General features: G+C 64.5%; 10 protein-coding genes. 8 read left to right on the top strand and 2 right to left on the bottom strand.

Annotation, left to right across the window (positions count from 1 at the left end):
* The first annotated feature begins 8 nt into the window (after positions 1 to 8).
* From atpD to HV675_RS17160, 3 genes are all read left to right on the top strand, one after another.
* Entirely contained in the window at positions 9 to 1,403 is a 1,395-nt protein-coding gene (gene atpD, locus HV675_RS17170; protein WP_175112131.1) for a F0F1 ATP synthase subunit beta, read from the top strand.
* Between the two features lie 226 nt (positions 1,404 to 1,629).
* Positions 1,630 to 2,055: a F0F1 ATP synthase subunit epsilon gene (locus tag HV675_RS17165; RefSeq protein ID WP_175112130.1), complete on the top strand. Its 426-nt coding sequence runs from the start codon at positions 1,630 to 1,632 to the stop codon at positions 2,053 to 2,055.
* 335 nt (positions 2,056 to 2,390) lie between these two features.
* Positions 2,391 to 4,166 (top strand): AMP-binding protein, encoded by a 1,776-nt coding sequence (locus tag HV675_RS17160; protein WP_175112129.1) that lies wholly within the window; start codon positions 2,391 to 2,393, stop codon positions 4,164 to 4,166.
* A gap of 844 nt (positions 4,167 to 5,010) precedes the next feature.
* On the opposite strand, the gene HV675_RS17155 is transcribed toward HV675_RS17160, so the two are convergent.
* On the bottom strand, positions 5,011 to 5,865 hold the full coding sequence (locus HV675_RS17155; protein ID WP_175112128.1) for a transporter substrate-binding domain-containing protein: 855 nt from the start codon (positions 5,863 to 5,865) through the stop codon (positions 5,011 to 5,013).
* Between the two features lie 235 nt (positions 5,866 to 6,100).
* On the opposite strand from HV675_RS17155, the gene hemE reads away from it, so the two are divergent.
* The 3 genes from hemE to HV675_RS17140 all read left to right on the top strand — a co-directional run bounded on the left by hemE (position 6,101) and on the right by HV675_RS17140 (position 11,797).
* Positions 6,101 to 7,195 (top strand): uroporphyrinogen decarboxylase, encoded by a 1,095-nt coding sequence (gene hemE / locus HV675_RS17150; RefSeq protein WP_175112127.1) that lies wholly within the window; start codon positions 6,101 to 6,103, stop codon positions 7,193 to 7,195.
* 498 nt (positions 7,196 to 7,693) lie between these two features.
* Positions 7,694 to 9,997: a primosomal protein N' gene (locus HV675_RS17145; protein ID WP_175112126.1), complete on the top strand. Its 2,304-nt coding sequence runs from the start codon at positions 7,694 to 7,696 to the stop codon at positions 9,995 to 9,997.
* 354 nt (positions 9,998 to 10,351) lie between these two features.
* On the top strand, positions 10,352 to 11,797 hold the full coding sequence (locus HV675_RS17140; protein WP_175112125.1) for a YeiH family protein: 1,446 nt from the start codon (positions 10,352 to 10,354) through the stop codon (positions 11,795 to 11,797).
* A gap of 329 nt (positions 11,798 to 12,126) precedes the next feature.
* Here HV675_RS17140 and HV675_RS17135 read toward each other — a convergent pair whose 3' ends face one another.
* Positions 12,127 to 12,294: a hypothetical protein gene (locus HV675_RS17135; protein ID WP_175112124.1), complete on the bottom strand. Its 168-nt coding sequence runs from the start codon at positions 12,292 to 12,294 to the stop codon at positions 12,127 to 12,129.
* A 315-nt stretch (positions 12,295 to 12,609) separates the two neighbouring features.
* On the opposite strand from HV675_RS17135, the gene putA reads away from it, so the two are divergent.
* Both putA and HV675_RS17125 read left to right on the top strand, forming a co-directional pair.
* Positions 12,610 to 16,605, top strand: a complete 3,996-nt coding sequence (putA, locus tag HV675_RS17130; protein ID WP_175112123.1) for a trifunctional transcriptional regulator/proline dehydrogenase/L-glutamate gamma-semialdehyde dehydrogenase — start codon at positions 12,610 to 12,612, stop codon at positions 16,603 to 16,605.
* A gap of 90 nt (positions 16,606 to 16,695) precedes the next feature.
* The gene (locus HV675_RS17125; RefSeq protein ID WP_175112122.1) at positions 16,696 to 17,844 is read left to right on the top strand and encodes a branched-chain amino acid ABC transporter substrate-binding protein; all 1,149 of its coding nucleotides are present in this window, start codon (positions 16,696 to 16,698) and stop codon (positions 17,842 to 17,844) included.
* The last annotated feature ends 328 nt before the right edge of the window (positions 17,845 to 18,172 follow it).

Below are 18,172 nucleotides of genomic sequence, written 5' to 3'. Positions count from 1 at the left end.
GAAAAGCGATGAGTACAACTGCTTTGGTAGAAGGCAAGATCGTACAGTGCATCGGCGCGGTGATCGACGTGGAATTTCCCCGTACGCACATGCCGAAGGTCTACGACGCGCTCATTCTCGAAGGTTCGGAACTGACGCTCGAAGTCCAGCAGCAGCTGGGCGACGGCATCGTGCGGACCATCTGTCTGGGTTCGTCGGATGGTCTGCGCCGCGGCGTGGTGGTGAAGAACACTGCGAAGCCGATCAGCGTGCCGGTCGGCAAGCCGACGCTCGGCCGCATCATGGACGTGCTGGGCCGCCCGATCGACGAAGCGGGCCCGATTGCGAGCGACACGATGCGCTCGATCCACCAGAAGGCGCCGGCGTTCGACGAACTGTCGCCGTCGACCGAACTGCTCGAAACCGGCATCAAGGTGATCGACCTGATCTGCCCGTTCGCGAAGGGCGGCAAGGTGGGTCTGTTCGGCGGTGCGGGCGTGGGCAAGACCGTCAACATGATGGAGCTCATCAACAACATCGCGAAGGAGCACGGTGGTTACTCCGTGTTCGCGGGCGTGGGCGAGCGGACCCGTGAAGGGAACGACTTCTACCACGAAATGAAGGACTCGAACGTTCTCGACAAGGTGGCGCTCGTGTACGGCCAGATGAACGAGCCGCCGGGCAACCGTCTGCGCGTCGCGCTGACCGGCCTGACGATGGCCGAGCACTTCCGTGACGAAGGCCTCGACGTGCTGTTCTTCGTCGACAACATCTACCGTTTCACGCTGGCCGGTACTGAAGTGTCGGCGCTGCTCGGCCGGATGCCGTCGGCGGTGGGTTATCAGCCGACGCTGGCTGAAGAAATGGGCAAGCTGCAGGAGCGCATCACGTCGACCAAGACCGGTTCGATTACGTCGGTGCAGGCCGTGTACGTGCCTGCGGATGACTTGACCGACCCGTCGCCGGCTACGACCTTCGGCCACCTGGACGCAACGGTCGTGTTGTCGCGCGATATCGCATCGCTCGGTATCTACCCGGCAGTGGACCCGCTCGACTCGACGTCGCGCCAGATCGACCCGCACGTGATCGGCGAAGAGCATTACGGCATCACGCGCTCGGTCCAGCAGACGCTGCAGCGCTACAAGGAACTGCGCGACATTATCGCGATTCTGGGCATGGACGAACTGTCGCCGGAAGACAAGCTGTCGGTCGCGCGCGCGCGCAAGATCCAGCGTTTCCTGTCGCAGCCGTTCCACGTCGCGGAAGTGTTCACGGGCTCGCCGGGCAAGTACGTGCCGCTGAAGGAAACGATCCGTGGCTTCAAGATGATCGTCGAAGGCGAATGCGATCATCTGCCGGAGCAGGCGTTTTATATGGTCGGCACGATCGACGAAGCCTTTGAAAAGGCCAAGAAGATCCAGTAATGGTTGGCGCGTTGGTCGTGAGGCGTGAGTTTTAAACCGCGCCGCATGCATCACGCTCAACCAGAGCTCTGCATGGGATGGGAGTAAGCGCGGAAGCGCCAGCTCCCGTCGACAGCTTTGCATGGGACATGAGTAAGCGCTCAAGCGCCAACTCTTGTCGACAGCTTTGCATGGGATGGGAGTAAGCGCTCAAGCGCTAACTCCCATCGACAGGAGTCGAGACTTTATGGCAACTATCAAGGTAGACGTCGTCAGCGCGGAAGAGCAGATCTTCTCGGGCCAGGCGAAGTTCGTTGCGCTGCCGGGCGAGGCGGGCGAGCTCGGCATTCTGCCGGGCCACACGCCGCTCATCACACGGATTCGTCCGGGTGCGGTGCGCATCGAAGTGGAGAGTGGCGAAGAGGAGTTCGTGTTCGTCGCCGGCGGCATTCTCGAGGTGCAACCCGGTGCGGTGACGGTTCTCGCCGATACCGCGATCCGCGGCAAGGATCTCGACGAGGCCAAGGCCGAACAGGCCCGCAAGCGCGCGGAAGAGGCGCTGCAGAACACCGGCTCGAACCTCGAATACGCAACCGCGCAAGCGGAGCTCGCGTATGCAACGGCGCAACTCGCGGCGATCCAGCGGTTGCGCAAACTGCGCGGTCAGCATTGAGCGACGCGCCGTCGTCGGCGCATCAGGCGATGAGATGAAAAGCAGCCCTTGTGGCTGCTTTTTGTTTGTGTGCCGCTTGACGTTGACGTCAAGTTCTCGTGGAATCGCTGCCCGCTGCCCGCTGCCCGCTGCCCGCTGCCCGCTGCCCGCTGCCCGCTGCCCGCTGCCCGCTGCCCGCTGCCCGCTGCCCGCTGCCCGCTGCCTGACTGCGGCGCTTCCACCGCGGCTCAGAAAAGGTGCGGGAAAGACTTGATGCCGCGCGCCCGCGCGCAAGGGCACAATTCCTTCCAAACCTATTTCTGGAAACGGGGATTCGTCCAAAGGAGACAGTCAACATGGCGACAACCGGAGGACATTCCCGCGGCACAACGGTAGACATCCCTCGTGACAACGAGGCGACCGGCACGGCTCGTATCGCGCCGAAAGATGGACGCTCCTACGTGCGCGGCTCGACCGACATCCCGCTCAGCGCGGCGACCGTCGGCCAGTTCCTGCTCGATACCGCGCGACGCTTCCCGTCCCGTCCGGCAGTCGTATTCCGGGAGCAGGGCATTCGCTGGAGTTGGCAGGAGTTCGCCGACGAAGTCGATATCTTTGCGTCAGGTCTTCTCGCGCTCGGTATCGGCAAAGGCGATCGCGTCGGCATCTGGTCGCCCAACCGCGTTGAATGGCTGCTCACGCAATTCGCGACCGCGCGGATCGGCGCGATTCTCGTGAATATCAACCCCGCGTACCGGCTTGCGGAGCTCGAGTACGCGCTAAACAAGGTCGGCTGCAAGGCGGTGGTGTCGGCCGAGCGGTTCAAATCGTCGATGTATCTGGACATGCTCAGGGCGCTCGCGCCGGAACTCGCGACACAGGCCCCCGGCAAGCTGAGCGCAGCCCGGTTGCCTGAGCTGCGCGTCGTGATCCGGGTTTGCGACACCGACACGCCGGGCATGCTGTGCCTCGCCGAAGTGATCGAGCTCGGACGGCAGACGCTCGATACCGCGAAACTCGACGCGCTGACCGCCAGCCTGTCGCCGCACGACCCGATCAACATCCAGTTCACGAGCGGCACGACGGGCAGCCCGAAAGGCGCGACGCTGACCCACAGCAACGTCGTCAACAACGCGCGTTATATCGCGATGGCGATGCGGCTGTCGGAGCAGGATTCGCTATGCATCCCCGTGCCGCTTTATCACTGCTTCGGCATGGTGCTGGCGGTCCTCGCGTGTGTATCGGTGGGCGCGAACATGGTGTTTCCGGGTGAAGCGTTCGACCCGGCCGCGACACTCGCCGCTGTTTCGGAGGAAAAGTGCACCGCGCTGCACGGCGTGCCGACCATGTTTATCGCCGAACTCGACCATCCGGACTTCCGCCAATTCGATCTGACGCATTTGCGCACCGGCATCATGGCCGGTTCGCCATGCCCGATCGAGACGATGAAGCGGGTCGCGTCGAACATGCATCTGTCCGAGATTACGATCGCGTACGGGATGACCGAGACCAGCCCCGTGTCATTCCAGAGTTCGACCACCGATCCGCTCGACAAACGCACGACAACCGTCGGACGCGTGCAGCCGCACCTCGAGGTGAAGGTGGTCGACGCGGCGGGCAACACCGTGCCCATCGGCGAAACCGGCGAGTTGTGCACCAGGGGCTATTCAGTGATGCGCGGCTACTGGAACGACGACGCGAAAACGCGCGAGTGCATCGTTGACGGCTGGATGCGCACCGGCGACCTCGCGGTGATCGACGCCGACGGTTACTGCAACATCGTCGGCCGCCTGAAGGACATGGTGATCCGCGGCGGCGAGAACATCTACCCGCGTGAGATCGAGGAATTCCTGTTCCGTCACCCGAAGATTCAGAGTGTGCAGGTATTCGGCGTGCCCGATCCGAAATACGGCGAAGAGCTTTGCGCGTGGATTGTGCTGCGAGCCGGCGAGCATGCAACAGCCGACGAAATCCAGGACTTCTGCCGCGGGCAGATCGCCCACTACAAGGTGCCGAAATACATCCGCTTCGTCGACGAGTTGCCGATGACGGTGACCGGCAAGGTCCAGAAGTTCGTGATGCGTGAGCGGATGTGCGAAGAACTGAGGCTGAGCGCGGACAAGACCGCCTAGCCCTGGAGCGCGGCGCATGATGGCGCCACGCGAGGACTTGTTGCGGCGCCAGCAAACCAGCACGCGGCAGGCGCGTAGCAAATACCTCGCGAATGCCTGAAAAATGCGTGGCAGATGAGACGCCGCAAACGCCAAACGCTGCACTGCGCAAACGTTTAGCGAGGCAAAAAAAAAGCGGGCCTGGAGCCCGCTAAAAACCACACGCTACGGGGTTAGCGCGAGGAGACCAAAGGAGGAATCGACTGGACGACGAATTCGCCGCCGACCACGACTCCAACAGGGATGCCCCTTCTCAGGGACCCGGCAATTTGCCGACCGGCTTGAATGAAAGATGTCCGCTCACACCACACACCAAGCCACATCCGTGTTGAACCCGTGAGAGGCATTGTGGGCGAATTAAACCGGGAACGCGGTAACAAAGTGTTTCAGGTTGTAACGCCCGCCAGTCAAGGCTCTCCGGGATTTTTTGCCGTTATTTGCCGGTTAAAAGTTCGTTTTTACCGACTATTTGAAAGTGACTAAATCTCTATTTACCGTTCTGGTTTGATACGGTTATTGCGGCGCTTCCTGGCGCGCGAGAGGCGGGAAATTTTGCCGCGCGGGAGCAGATCTGCTTTGAGGAGTTGGTTGAAGCCTAGTCGCTTCCGAACGTTTTGCAAGGTCGGAAGCGGACGGCTTTGAAAAATGCTGCAATGCAAATCGGGCGGTCGAAAGGTGCCGCGATCGCACATCAGACAAAAGCGGAGACGGCGGGCGCGCGCTGACCGCGCGCGCCCGCACCGTTACAGGTCCATCCTGTCGGATTCCGCCATGCGGACGGCCCAGCTCGAAGGGGCGCAGCCGTCTACTTCAGCCATTTATCGGAAATGCGCTGATATTCGCCGCTTTCTCGCGCAAGATGCAGCCATTGGTCGACATACTGCTGAAACACGATATCGCCGCGCGGCACCATCCACGCCTTTTCGCCGTACTGAAACGGTTTGTCGGGATGCACCGAGCACAGGCCGGGATTCAGCTTCTGCTGCAACAGCGTCTCGGACGCGTCGGTGACCATCACATCCGCCTTGCCGTCGAGGATCTGCTTGAACACCGTGACGTTATCCGGGTAGACGGTCAGCGTCGCGTGCGGGAAGTAGCGCTTCGCGAAGCGCTCGTTGGTGCCGCCCGGGTTCACGATCACGCGCGTCGACGGCTGGTCGATCTGCTCGACCGTCTGGTACTTCTTCACATCGTCGCAACGGACGATAGGCGTCTTGCCGTCGACCTGATACGGCTGCGTGAAAAACGCCCGCTTCTGCCGATCGAGCGTGGTCGATACGCCGCCCACCGCGATATCGCACTTTGCGATGAAGTCGTCGAGCAGATGCGGCCACGTGGTCTTCACGAATTCCGCCTTCACGCCGAGCGATTTTGCGAGCGACTCGGTCATGTCGATGTCGATGCCTTCGAACTGTCCGTCCTGCCGATAGTACGAATACGGCTTGTAGTCGCCGGTCGTGCACGCGCGCAGCGTGCCGCGCGCGATGACTTCGTCGAGGCGTGACGGCGACGGCGCCTGCGTCGAAGCGCTCGCGCCACCGGCGGACTGCGCGTACGCCGGACTCACATCCAGCAACGCACCCGACAGCACGCACGAAATTGCGACGGAAAGCGAATACGACAGCACACGCGACGTTGCGGACGCGGCTTTATTCTTCATAAGATGTCCTCCTAGGGGTCGCTTATTCTACGTAGTGAATGCTGAAAACCGTCGCCGTCGCCGCGCGTGCACTTCGGAATCGCGCGCATCCATTCGTGAATGGCGCGGCGCCTTACGCGAAGACGACGCCGACGTTACCCGCGCATCGCACACGGCTGCCGCGTAACTGACGCCTGATCGGACATCGCGTCCGGTAAAATGCGTTTTTGCTTTCAGGCATTCAGGCGTACGCGACGTGGCTCAACAACTGATCAACGACACTTTCCTGCGCGCGCTGCTGCGCGAGCCGACCGACTACACGCCGATCTGGCTGATGCGCCAGGCCGGCCGCTATCTGCCTGAATACAACGCGACGCGCAGCCGCGCCGGCAGCTTTCTCGGTCTCGCGAAGAACCCGGATTACGCGACCGAAGTCACGCTGCAGCCACTCGCGCGCTATCCGCTCGACGCGGCGATCCTGTTCTCCGACATCCTGACGATTCCCGACGCGATGGGTCTGGGCCTCGAATTCGCGACGGGCGAGGGGCCGAAGTTCGCGCGGCCGGTGCGCACCGAAGACGACGTCGCGCGCCTCGCCGTACCCGATATCGACGCGACGCTGCGCTACGTGACCGACGCGGTGCGCCAGATCCGCCGCGCGCTGACCGACGCGCAAGGCCGTCAGCAAGTGCCGCTGATCGGCTTTTCCGGCAGCCCGTGGACGCTCGCGTGCTATATGGTCGAAGGCGGCGGCTCGGACGATTTCCGCACGGTGAAGTCGATGCTGTACGCCCGGCCGGACCTGATGCATCGCATTCTCGACGTCAACGCGCACGCGGTTACCGCATACCTGAATGCACAGATCGAAGCGGGCGCCCAGGCCGTGATGATTTTCGACACGTGGGGCGGCGCGCTCGCGGACGGCGTCTACCAGCGCTTCTCGCTGCAGTACATCGCGCAGATCGTCGGCCAACTCAAGCGCGAGCATGACGGCCGGCGCGTGCCGGTCATCGCGTTCACGAAGGGCGGCGGCCTGTGGCTCGACGATATCGCGGCGTCCGGTGTCGACGCGGTCGGCCTCGACTGGACCGTGAATCTGGGCCGCGCCCGCGAGCGCATCGGCGGCAAAGTCGCGCTCCAGGGCAATATCGATCCGTCGGTGCTGTTCGCTCCGCCGTCGACGATCCGCATCGAAGCGCGCGCGGTGCTCGACAGTTATGGCAACCACCCGGGCCATGTGTTCAACCTCGGGCACGGCATTTCGCAGTTCACACCACCGGAGCACGTCGCGGAGCTGGTCGACGAGGTGCATCGGCACAGCCGGGCGATACGCGCGGCAGCGCAGAAATAAGCAAACCGAATAACCGGGCAACGCGCGCCGGAACGCTTCGCGCAGATGACAGAATTGTTGCAACGCAATGACCTGGGCTCTCGCCTTAAGAGGAAATTTGCATTCCACAGGCCGTCGAATGGCGTTCTGCCGGTTGTCAAGACTTGACTTATACACACTAATCACGCTGCGGCGCGGTAGAAGCGGAATTCGTCACATTGTGCTTGCCAAGCTTCGGATCTTCGTGTGAACGCCTTAGCCAGCAAGGGTTTGACCGGGGCCGGAACAAGTGTGCGGAAAGCCACAGAAAGCCCTAGCGGACGCCATCCGCGGGCGCGTGGGGCGAAGTTCTCAACAAAGTTATCCACAGAACGCGGAAGCAGATAATTTGTTCTGCCGAATCCAAAACTTAGCACCGAATGTGATGTTTCACTTTAAGTTCGGTACGAACACCCCAACGCTACCGGGGGCACCGTTCGGGGCACCGTTGCGGCGACGCCGGATCGGCTGGTGAGTCCTATGTTCGTCCGGGTCGCGCTCGACCATCCGCTGCCCACATTATTCGACTATCGCTGCGAAGCGGACGCTGCGCCGCATCCCGGCACGCTGGTCAGCGTTCCCTTCGGCAAGCGGCGCGTGGTGGGGCTCGTCTGCGAAGTGACCGTTCACAGTGACGTGCCGGAAGACCGTCTGCGCGCGGTGGATAGCGTGTGCACCGCGTGTCCGCCGCTATCCGCGCAGTGGCTGGAGCTCGCGGCGTTCGCCGCCGATTACTACCAGCGCGGTCTCGGCGAAGTCGCGTTGCCGGCGCTGCCGCAGGCGCTGCGCGATGCGTCACGGTGGGCGCGGCTGCTGGCGCCGGAGGAGCGCTATCGCCTGCTGCCTGCGGGACGCAGCGCGCTACCGGACGCGCTGCCGCCGCGCGCGACTGCGCTGCGGCGTCTGGCCGACGAACTCGCCGGCGCCGAATTCCTGTCTGCCGCCGACGCGCGGGCGCTGCACCCGAAAGCGGTGGCGACGCTCGACGCATGGCAAGCGAACGGCTGGGTCGCGCTGGAGGTGATCGAGGCGGGCGGCGTGCTCGCGCGCAGCGGGCCGGCGCCGATGGAAACGCCGGGAGATCCGCACGAATCGACGAGCCCGTCGGCCGATGCGCCGAACGGCCACGCCCAGGCCTGTGCCACGCTTCCCACGCTGACCGACGAACAATCCACCGCCGTCGACGCGATCCACGCGGCGCAAGGCTTCGCACCCTTCCTCCTGCACGGCGTAACCGGCAGCGGCAAAACCGAGGTTTACTTGCGCGCACTCGCCGCGCTGCTCGAAGCCGATTCCACTGCGCAGGCGCTGGTGCTGGTCCCCGAAATCAACCTCACGCCGCAATTCGAGGCCGCGTTCCGCGCGCGCTTCGCGGCGCTCGACGACTACGCGATCGTCACGTTGCACAGCGGCCTCGCCGAAGGCGAACGCGCACGCAACTGGCTCGCCGCGCATACGGGCCGCGCGCGTATCGTGCTTGGCACACGCCTCGCGGTGCTGGCATCGCTGCCGCGTCTCGCGATCATCTGCGTCGACGAGGAGCACGACCCGGCGTACAAGCAGCAGGAAGGCCTGCGCTATTCGGCGCGCGATCTCGCGATCTGGCGCGCGAAGCAACTGGGCATTCCGGTCGTGCTCGGGTCGGCGACGCCGTCGCTGGAAAGTTGGTGGCAAGCCGATCAGGGCCGCTACAAGCGTCTGACGCTCGCGCGCCGGGCAGTCGCCGACGCCGTCTTGCCGAGCGTCAAACTGATCGACCTCGAAGATGAACGGCGTCGCGGCCGCGCGTCGGTCGAAGGCATCTCGGGACCGTTGCTGACAGCGCTGAAAGCGCGTCTCGAGCGCGGCGAGCAAAGCCTGGTGTTCCTGAACCGTCGCGGCTACGCGCCGCAGCTTGCATGCGACGCATGCGGCTGGGTGGCCGGCTGCCCGCGCTGCAGCGCGTACGTCGTGCTGCACAAGCCCGAGCGCGCGCTGCGCTGCCACCACTGCGGCTGGGAATCACGCATCCCGCGCGCGTGTCCCGAATGCGGCAATGTCGATATCGCACCGCTCGGCCGCGGCACGCAGCGCGTCGAGGAAACGCTCGCGAAGCTGGTGCCGGGCGCGCGCGTGCTGCGCATCGACGCCGACAGCACGCGCCGCAAAGGCAGCGCGCAGGCGCTGTTCTCCGACGTGCACGCAGGCGAAGTCGACATCCTCGTCGGTACACAGATGGTCGCGAAGGGCCACGATTTCCGCCGCGTGTCGCTGGTCGGCGTGCTGAATGCGGACACCGCGCTTTTCTCACATGACTTTCGCGCGAGCGAGCGGCTCTTCGCACAATTGATGCAGGTGAGCGGCCGCGCGGGCCGCGCCGGTTTGCCGGGCGAGGTGCTTGTGCAGACGCGCTATCCGCGGCACGCGCTTTACCACGCACTCGCGCGTCATGACTACATCGGCTTTGCGAACGCGACGCTTGCCGAGCGACGCGACGCGCATTTGCCGCCGTTCGTCTATCAGGCGATGCTGCGTGCCGAAGGCCGCACGCTCGAAGCGGCGCTCGCGTTTTTGCAGCAGGCCGCGGCCGCGCTGCACGAGATTCCGGCCGCTGAACGGGTGACGGTCTACGACGCCGTTCCGCTCACAATCGTCAAGGTGATGCATGTGCACCGCGCGCAATTGCTGATCGAAAGCGCGTCGCGCGCGGCGCTGCAGACGACGCTGCGTGCATGGCCGCCGATGTTGCGCGGGCTCAAAGGTGTGCTGCGCTGGAGTATTGAAGTCGACCCGCTCGATATCTGAGGGCGGTCGCGAGGACACGCGCGCCGCGCATGCATGCCGCGCCTGCAAGCCTGTCCCGCGCGCAGGCGCAGCACATGCACACGAGGCAACAACGCACATGCACATGCACGCACGGCGCATGCGTATACGCATATATCGCGAATGCTGCCGCATAAAGCGACGGCACGCGCGCATCACGTCCCGCGGCGCTCGACGCCACCCCTCCACAAATCCCTTTCAGTCATATCGATAGAGCGAAAGATCGTTTCGTTTCACTAACGTACTCGCCTATATTTCGCCGGATCGGCGCGTGTTTTTAACAACAATCGAAGCAGCACGCGGCTTGTCACCGTTCCGACTGCGGGGGAATGAAAAATGAGCGATACGAAACATACGTTGCCGGCCGGCGGCGCACATGCGCCGAAGACGGATGCCGCGCGCAGCACGCCCGGCGGACGGGGCCTCTTTTCAACCGAAGACTGGTGGGCCGTGTGGATCGGCCTGCTGGTGGTCGTCATCGCGCTGGCGCTGTTTGCATCCGGCAGCAGCATCAAGTGGCTCGCGGTCGCGCCGGTGAAATGGACCGACGCCACGCAAGCCGTGCATGACGTCGTCGCGCACGTGCCGAACTATCTCGCGCTATTCGTCGTATTCGCGGTGCTGTTCAGCATCGGACTCGGCGCGCTGAAGCAGCGTATTGCACACTTCGTGCCGTCGTTTGCGATCCTGTTTATCGTGTCGGTGCTGATCTTCGAACTGGGCGCGTGGGTCAACGCATCGAAATACAACCTCGAGCCGCCGCTCGTCGCGCTCGCGCTGGGGCTCATCATCTCGAACGTGTTCACGCTGCCGGCCTGGTTCTCGGCCGGCCTGCGCGTCGAGTTCTATATCAAGGTCGGCATCGTGCTGCTCGGCGCGACGCTGCCGTTCACGCTGCTCGTCTGGGCGGGCCCGGTCGCGGTCGGGCAGGCGACGATCGTCTCGCTCGTCACGTTCTTCGTGATCTTCTTCGCCGGCAAGGCGCTCGGCCTCGACAAGCGTTTCGCGGCGGTGCTCGGCGTCGGCGGCGCGGTGTGCGGCGTGTCGGCTGCGATCGCCATCGCAGGCGCGGTGCGTGCGAAACGCGAGTACGCGTCGGTGGCGATCACGCTGGTTATCTTGTGGGCGATCGTGATGATCTTCGTGCTGCCGTTCGCATCGCGCTCGCTCGGCTTAACGACCGCGGTGGCCGGCGCATGGATCGGCACGTCGGAATTCGCGGACGCGGCCGGCATTGCCGCCGCGCAGGCCTACGGCGACTTCGCGAAGCACGCGGGCGGCGCGATCGCCGGCGCGCCGGAAGCCTCGCTGCAAGCGTTCACGCTGATGAAAGTGGTGGGCCGCGACATCTGGATCGGCATCTGGGCGTTCCTGCTCGCGATCGTCGCGACCACGCGCTGGGAAACCGAAGACGACGCCGGCGGCGCGGTCAAGGCGAAAGCCGACGCCGGCGAGATCTGGGCGCGCTTTCCCAAGTTCGTGATCGGCTTTGTGATCGCGTCCGCGCTCGTCACGTGGATCGCGAGCCACTACACGCTCGCCGACTACCGGAAGGTGGTTACACCGGAACTGGTCGCGCCGATCACCGCGCTGCGCACGTGGGCATTTATCTTCTGCTTCTTCAGCATCGGGTTGACGACGCGCCTGCGTTCGCTGAGCGCGACCGGCGTCAAACCGTTCGTCGCGTTCACGGTGGGCGTGGCGGTCAATATCGCGATCGGTTACGCGCTGTCCGCGCACGTGTTCGCCCCGTACTGGAACAGCTTGGGGCAGGGTTCGTGAGCGACGTCGCGCGCGACGAGCGGCCCGCGCCGGGCGCGCCTTTCACCGCCGGTGAGACGCGCCGGCCGAGTTGCGCCGGTTGCCGATACCGCGCCGATGATCGGCATTCAATCGAACAGAGCATTCCCGGCCTCGCTGTCTTCAGTTCAGGCTTCGGCGCGAGCGTCGCGACGACGCGGTTGTGCACGCTGCACGATCGCTTCGTTTCGCCCGACGACGCCTGCCATCAATTCACTTCACGACGTTGAATCCGGCCGGGCGCGGCGTTAGCCACGCGTCCGGACAACCCGCCACACCAGCCGGGTCCGCATGCCGCGCCCGCCGCACGCTTACGCGTCGTGTGCCTCGTACTTGCCGTCCCGCGCCCGGCCCGCATGCGCGTTCCCACGCGCCGCACGCACGCTGCGCGTGGCGTCGCGCGTCGCGCCGCGGATAAACAGCACCGCGCACATCGCGCACATCGTCCAGATCGCTACGACTACCGCCCACTTTTCCATTACTTTTCTTCCCTGATTGCCGGTCGTTTTTACTCGTTCCGCGCAATAACGTGCATTGCTTACCTGTATAACGGCGCGCCGCGCGGTTCACTTAGGGCGAACCGCAAAAGAATTTGCCAGGGAAAGTACCGACCCTCGCGGCGCCGGCGGCAACTGTCCTCGAATCTCGCAATCCCTTATGTGATAAGCCTCACGGCGAGGTGCAACCAAGCTTGCAAACAGGTTGCACCTTTTTATTGAGAGAGGTACGATTCGCCAACTTTTCAGTCTTTGGCCGGCGCCCGCGCGTCGGCGCATCAGCATCAAGAAGGAAACATGGCGAGCACCACACTTGGCGTCAAAGTCGACGACCTGCTGCGTTCGCGGCTGAAAGACGCCGCCACGCGCCTCGAACGCACTCCGCACTGGCTGATCAAGCAGGCGATCTTCGCGTACCTCGAAAAGATCGAACACGGCCAGCTTCCCGCCGAACTGACCGGCAGCCACAGCGCAGCGGACCTCGACGGCCTCGCCGGCACGCCGGACGAAGACAGTGCCTCGCATCCGTTTCTCGAATTCGCGCAAAGCGTGCAGCCGCAGTCGGTGTTGCGCGCGGCGATCACGGCTGCGTATCGCCGTCCGGAGCCGGAGTGCGTGCCGTTTCTGCTCGGCCAGGCGCGCCTGCCGGCGAACCTGTCGAACGACGTGCAGGCAATGGCCACGAAGCTCGTCGAGACGCTGCGCGGCAAGCGTTCGGGCGGCGGCGTCGAAGGGCTGATCCACGAGTTTTCGCTGTCGAGCCAGGAAGGCGTCGCGCTGATGTGTCTCGCCGAAGCGCTGCTGCGCATTCCGGACCGCGCAACGCGCGATGCGCTGATTCGCGACAAGATCAGCAAGGGCGACTGGCGCTCGCACGTCGGCCACGCGCCGTCGCTGTTCGTCAACGCGGCGACGTGGGGCTTGATGATCACCGGCAAGCTCGTCACGACGAATAGCGAAACGGGTCTGTCGTCGGCGCTCACGCGGCTGATCGGCAAGGGCGGCGAGCCGCTGATCCGCAAAGGCGTCGATATGGCGATGCGCCTGATGGGCGAGCAGTTCGTCACCGGCGAAAACATCTCCGAAGCGCTCGCGAACAGCCGCAAGTACGAAGCGCGCGGCTTTCGCTACTCGTACGACATGCTCGGCGAAGCGGCGACCACCGAAGCGGACGCGCAACGCTACTACGCGTCGTACGAGCAGGCGATCCACGCGATCGGCAAGGCGGCGGGCGGCCGCGGCATCTACGAAGGGCCGGGTATTTCGATCAAGCTGTCCGCGCTGCATCCGCGCTATGCGCGCTCGCAGCAGGAACGCACGATGAGCGAGCTGCTGCCGCGCGTACGCGCGCTCGCGATTCTCGCGCGCCGCTACGATATCGGCCTCAATATCGACGCGGAAGAAGCGGACCGCCTCGAGATCTCGCTCGACCTGCTCGAAGCGCTGTGCTTCGATCCGGAGCTCGCCGGCTGGAACGGCATCGGCTTTGTCGTGCAGGCGTACCAGAAGCGCTGCCCGTTCGTGATCGACTATATCGTCGACCTCGCGCGCCGCAGCCGTCACCGGATCATGGTGCGGCTCGTGAAAGGCGCGTACTGGGACAGCGAAATCAAGCGCGCGCAAGTGGATGGCCTCGAAGGCTACCCGGTGTATACGCGCAAGATCTACACGGATGTGTCGTACGTCGCGTGCGCGAAGAAGCTGTTGAGCGCGCCGGACGCCGTCTATCCGCAGTTCGCGACGCACAATGCGCACACGCTGTCCGCGATCTATCACCTCGCCGGGCAGAACTACTACCCGGGCCAGTACGAGTTCCAGTGCCTGCACGGCATGGGCGAACCGCTGTACGAGGAAGTGACCGGCCGCGACAAGCTGAACCGGCCGTGCCGCGTGTACGCACCGGTCGGCACGCATGAAACGCTGCTCGCGTATCTCGTGCGCCGCCTGCTCGAAAACGGCGCGAATACGTCGTTCGTCAACCGCATCGCCGACGAAAGCGTGCCGGTGCAGGAGCTTGTCGCCGACCCGGTCGAGGAAGCGTCGAAAGTCGTGCCGCTCGGCGCGCCGCACACGAAGATTGCGCTGCCGCGCCATCTGTATGGCGCGCAGCGCGTCAATTCGATGGGCCTCGATCTGTCGAACGAACATCGGCTCGCGTCGCTGTCGTCGGCCTTGCTGGCGAGCGCGCATCATCCGTGGCGCGCGGCGCCGATGCTTGCCGACGACGCGATCGCCGGCGGCACCGCGCGCGATGCGCGCAACCCGGCCGATCATCGCGACGTGGTCGGCACGGTGATCGACGCAACGCCCGAGCACGTGAACGCCGCGCTCGCGCATGCGCTCGCCGCTGCGCCGATCTGGCAGGCGACGCCGGTCGAAGCGCGCGCCGATTGCCTCGCGCGCGCAGCCGATCTGCTCGAAGCGCAGATGCACACGCTGATGGGCCTCGTCGTGCGCGAAGCGGGCAAGTCGCTGCCGAACGCGGTGTCGGAGATTCGCGAGGCAATCGATTTCCTGCGCTACTACTCGACGCAGATCCGCGACGAGTTCTCGAACGACACGCACCGTCCGCTGGGTCCGGTCGTCTGCATCAGCCCTTGGAACTTCCCGCTCGCGATCTTCATGGGCCAGGTGGCCGCGGCGCTCGCGGCCGGCAACACGGTGCTCGCGAAGCCCGCTGAACAAACCTCGCTGATCGCCGCGCAAGGCGTGCGCATTCTGCGCGAAGCCGGCGTGCCGGCCGGCGCGGTGCAACTGCTGCCGGGCGACGGCGAGACGGTAGGCGCGATGCTGGTCGCCGATCCGCGCACGCGCGGCGTGATGTTCACCGGCTCGACCGAAGTCGCGCGGCTGATCAACAAGACGCTGTCCGAGCGCCTCGATCCGGACGGCAAACCGATTCCGCTGATCGCCGAAACCGGCGGCCAGAACGCGATGATCGTCGATTCGTCGGCGCTCGCGGAGCAGGTCGTCGCGGACGTGTTGCAATCGGCATTCGATTCGGCCGGTCAACGGTGTTCGGCGCTGCGCGTTCTTTGTCTACAGGACGATGTCGCGGACCGCACCATCGAGATGCTGAGCGGCGCGATGAAGGAACTGACGGTTGGCAATCCGGACCGTCTGTCGACCGACGTCGGCCCGGTGATCGACGCGCAGGCGAAGCGCGGCATCGACGCGCATATCGCGGCGATGCGCGAGAAAGGCCACCATATCGTGCAGCTGCCGATGCCGGAAAGCGGCGCGTTCGGCACCTTCGTGCCGCCGACGCTGATCGAGCTCGACAGCATCGACGAACTGGAGCGCGAGGTGTTCGGGCCGGTGCTGCACGTGGTCCGTTATCGCCGCAGCGCGCTCGACAAACTCCTCGAGCAGATCCGCGCGACCGGCTACGGGCTCACGCTCGGCATCCATACGCGGATCGACGAGACGATTGCGCATGTGATCAGCCGCGCGCACGTGGGCAACATCTACGTGAACCGCAATGTGATCGGCGCGGTGGTCGGCGTGCAGCCGTTCGGCGGCGAAGGGCTGTCGGGCACCGGACCGAAGGCGGGCGGCGCGCTGTACCTGCCGCGTCTGCTGGCGACGCGCCCGGCGGGCTTGCCGAAGGCGCTCGCGCAGACGCTGGTGGCGGAGGCGCCGGCCCAGCAGTCGAGGGCGGCGTCCACGTCTGCATCCGCGTCTGCATCCGCGCAGAACGGCCACACCGAGGCCGCTGCGGTTGCGGACAAGCCGTCCGCCGCGCTTGGCGCGCTGCGCGACTGGTTGATCGCCGAACGCGAGCCGGCGCTCGCGGCGCGCTGCGACGGCTATCTCGCGCACGTGCCGGCTGGCGCGACCGCGGTGCTGTGCGGTCCGACCGGCGAGCGCAACACGTATTCGCTCGGCGCGCGCGGCACGGTGCTGTGTGTCGCATCGACGGCCGGCGGCGCACGTGTGCAGCTCGCAGCCGTTTTGGCGACGGATAATCACGCGCTCTTCGAAGGCGCGGCGGGCGAGCAGCTGGTGGCCTCGCTGCCCGCGTCGCTGAAGCGCCGTGCGAGCGTGAAGAAAAACGGCGACGCGTCGCCGTTCGACGCGGTGCTGTTCGAAGGCGACAGCGACGAACTGCTCGCGTTGACGAAGGAGGTCGCCAAGCGTCCTGGGCCGATCGTGTCGGTGCAGGGCGTCGCAGCGCGGGCGCTGGAAAACGGCGACGAAGACTACGCGCTCGAACGCCTGCTGACGGAACGTTCGGTTAGCGTCAATACGGCAGCGGCAGGCGGCAATGCGAATTTGATGACGATCGGCTGAGCGAACCTTCGCCAATCGATTCAAAAAAACGGCAGCGGCACGGCGACCCCGAGATCCGCTCCATCCACACCCTGGTACCAAGGAGATGACATGCAACACACGATGAAAAAGCTGGCAGGCGCAACGCTGGTTGCCGCTATGTCGCTGGCGGGGGCCGCGCACGCTCAGCAGGCCGAAGATGTGAAGATCGGTTTCGCTGGTCCGATGACCGGCGCGCAAGCGCACTACGGCAAGGACTTCGAAAACGGCATCACGCTCGCGGTTGAAGAAGTGAATGCATCGAAGCCGGTGATCGGCGGCAAGCCGGTGCGCTTCGTGCTGGACGTCGCCGACGACCAGGCCGACCCGCGCACCGGCACGACGGTTGCGCAGAAGCTGGTCGACGACGGCATCAAGGGCATGCTCGGCCACTTCAACTCGGGCACGACGATTCCGGCTTCGCGCATCTACGCGAACGCGGGCATTCCGCAGATCGCGATGGCGACCGCGCCGGAATACACGCAACAAGGCTTCAAGACCACCTTCCGCATGATGACCTCCGATACGCAGCAAGGCTCGGTGGCCGGCACGTTCGCGGTGAAGAAGCTCGGGATGAAGAAGATCGCGATCGTCGACGACCGCACCGCGTACGGTCAAGGTCTGGCTGATCAGTTCGAGAAGGCCGCGAAGGCGTCGGGCGGCACGATTGTCGACCGCGAGTACACGAACGACAAGGCCGTCGACTTCAAGTCGATTCTGACCAAGCTGAAGTCGATGAATCCGGACCTGATCTACTTCGGCGGCGCGGATTCGCAAGCGGCGCCGATGGTCAAGCAGATGAAGACGCTCGGCATGAAGGCGCCGCTGATGGGCGGTGAAATGGTCCACACGCCGACCTTCCTGCAAGTGGCCGGCGATGCGGCGAACGGCACGGTTGCGTCGCTGGCGGGTTTGCCGCTGGAAGAAATGCCGGGCGGCAAGGACTACGTCGAGAAGTACAAGAAGCGCTTCAACGAAGACGTGCAGACGTACTCGCCGTACGCGTACGACGGTGCGATGGCGATGTTCGACGCGATGAAGAAGGCGAACTCGACCGACCCGGCGAAATACCTGCCGGTGCTCGCGAAGACCAATATGCCGGCTGTCACGTCGAAGGACCTCGCGTATGACAGCAAGGGCGACCTGAAGAACGGCGGCATCACGCTGTACAAGGTGGTCGACGGCAAGTGGACGACGCTGGAGAGCGTGGGCGGCAAGTAAGCCGTGCTGGGCGCGGTGGCTGGGTTTTTTCGCGTCGGCGCGTTTTGGCAAACGCTTCGATAAACGGGTCGATAAACGGGTCGATAAACGGGTCAATAAGATCAGGCAGCCGCAGCAACATCCGCATCAGCAACACTTAATCAGTCAAGGCAAGCCCCGCGAGTGCAAGCTCGCGGGGCTTTTTTTCGCCTTCAGAACCGGTGAAGCGTCGCAACGCGAGATCAGATGAACTTAAATTTCTCTTCATGTTTCTGCTCGCGGAAATGAAGCCTCACATCACTATGCTTGTTTGCACGGGCTCCTGCTCGCTTGCGTTGTGCAGCGGCCT

It is taken from the genome of Paraburkholderia solisilvae (assembly GCF_902859875.1).
GTDB lineage: Bacteria > Pseudomonadota > Gammaproteobacteria > Burkholderiales > Burkholderiaceae > Paraburkholderia > Paraburkholderia solisilvae.
The sequence above is the reverse complement of the archived record's forward strand: the minus strand, read 5'-3'. Positions and strand labels throughout refer to the sequence as shown.

Coding starts and splice junctions, on each gene's coding strand:
- atpD (WP_175112131.1), top strand. CDS start 9: ATGAGTACAACTGCTTTGGTAGAAGGCAAGATCGTACAGTGCATCGGC.
- HV675_RS17165 (WP_175112130.1), top strand. CDS start 1,630: ATGGCAACTATCAAGGTAGACGTCGTCAGCGCGGAAGAGCAGATCTTC.
- HV675_RS17160 (WP_175112129.1), top strand. CDS start 2,391: ATGGCGACAACCGGAGGACATTCCCGCGGCACAACGGTAGACATCCCT.
- HV675_RS17155 (WP_175112128.1), bottom strand. CDS start 5,865: ATGAAGAATAAAGCCGCGTCCGCAACGTCGCGTGTGCTGTCGTATTCG.
- HV675_RS17145 (WP_175112126.1), top strand. CDS start 7,694: ATGTTCGTCCGGGTCGCGCTCGACCATCCGCTGCCCACATTATTCGAC.
- HV675_RS17140 (WP_175112125.1), top strand. CDS start 10,352: ATGAGCGATACGAAACATACGTTGCCGGCCGGCGGCGCACATGCGCCG.
- HV675_RS17135 (WP_175112124.1), bottom strand. CDS start 12,294: ATGGAAAAGTGGGCGGTAGTCGTAGCGATCTGGACGATGTGCGCGATG.
- putA (WP_175112123.1), top strand. CDS start 12,610: ATGGCGAGCACCACACTTGGCGTCAAAGTCGACGACCTGCTGCGTTCG.
- HV675_RS17125 (WP_175112122.1), top strand. CDS start 16,696: ATGCAACACACGATGAAAAAGCTGGCAGGCGCAACGCTGGTTGCCGCT.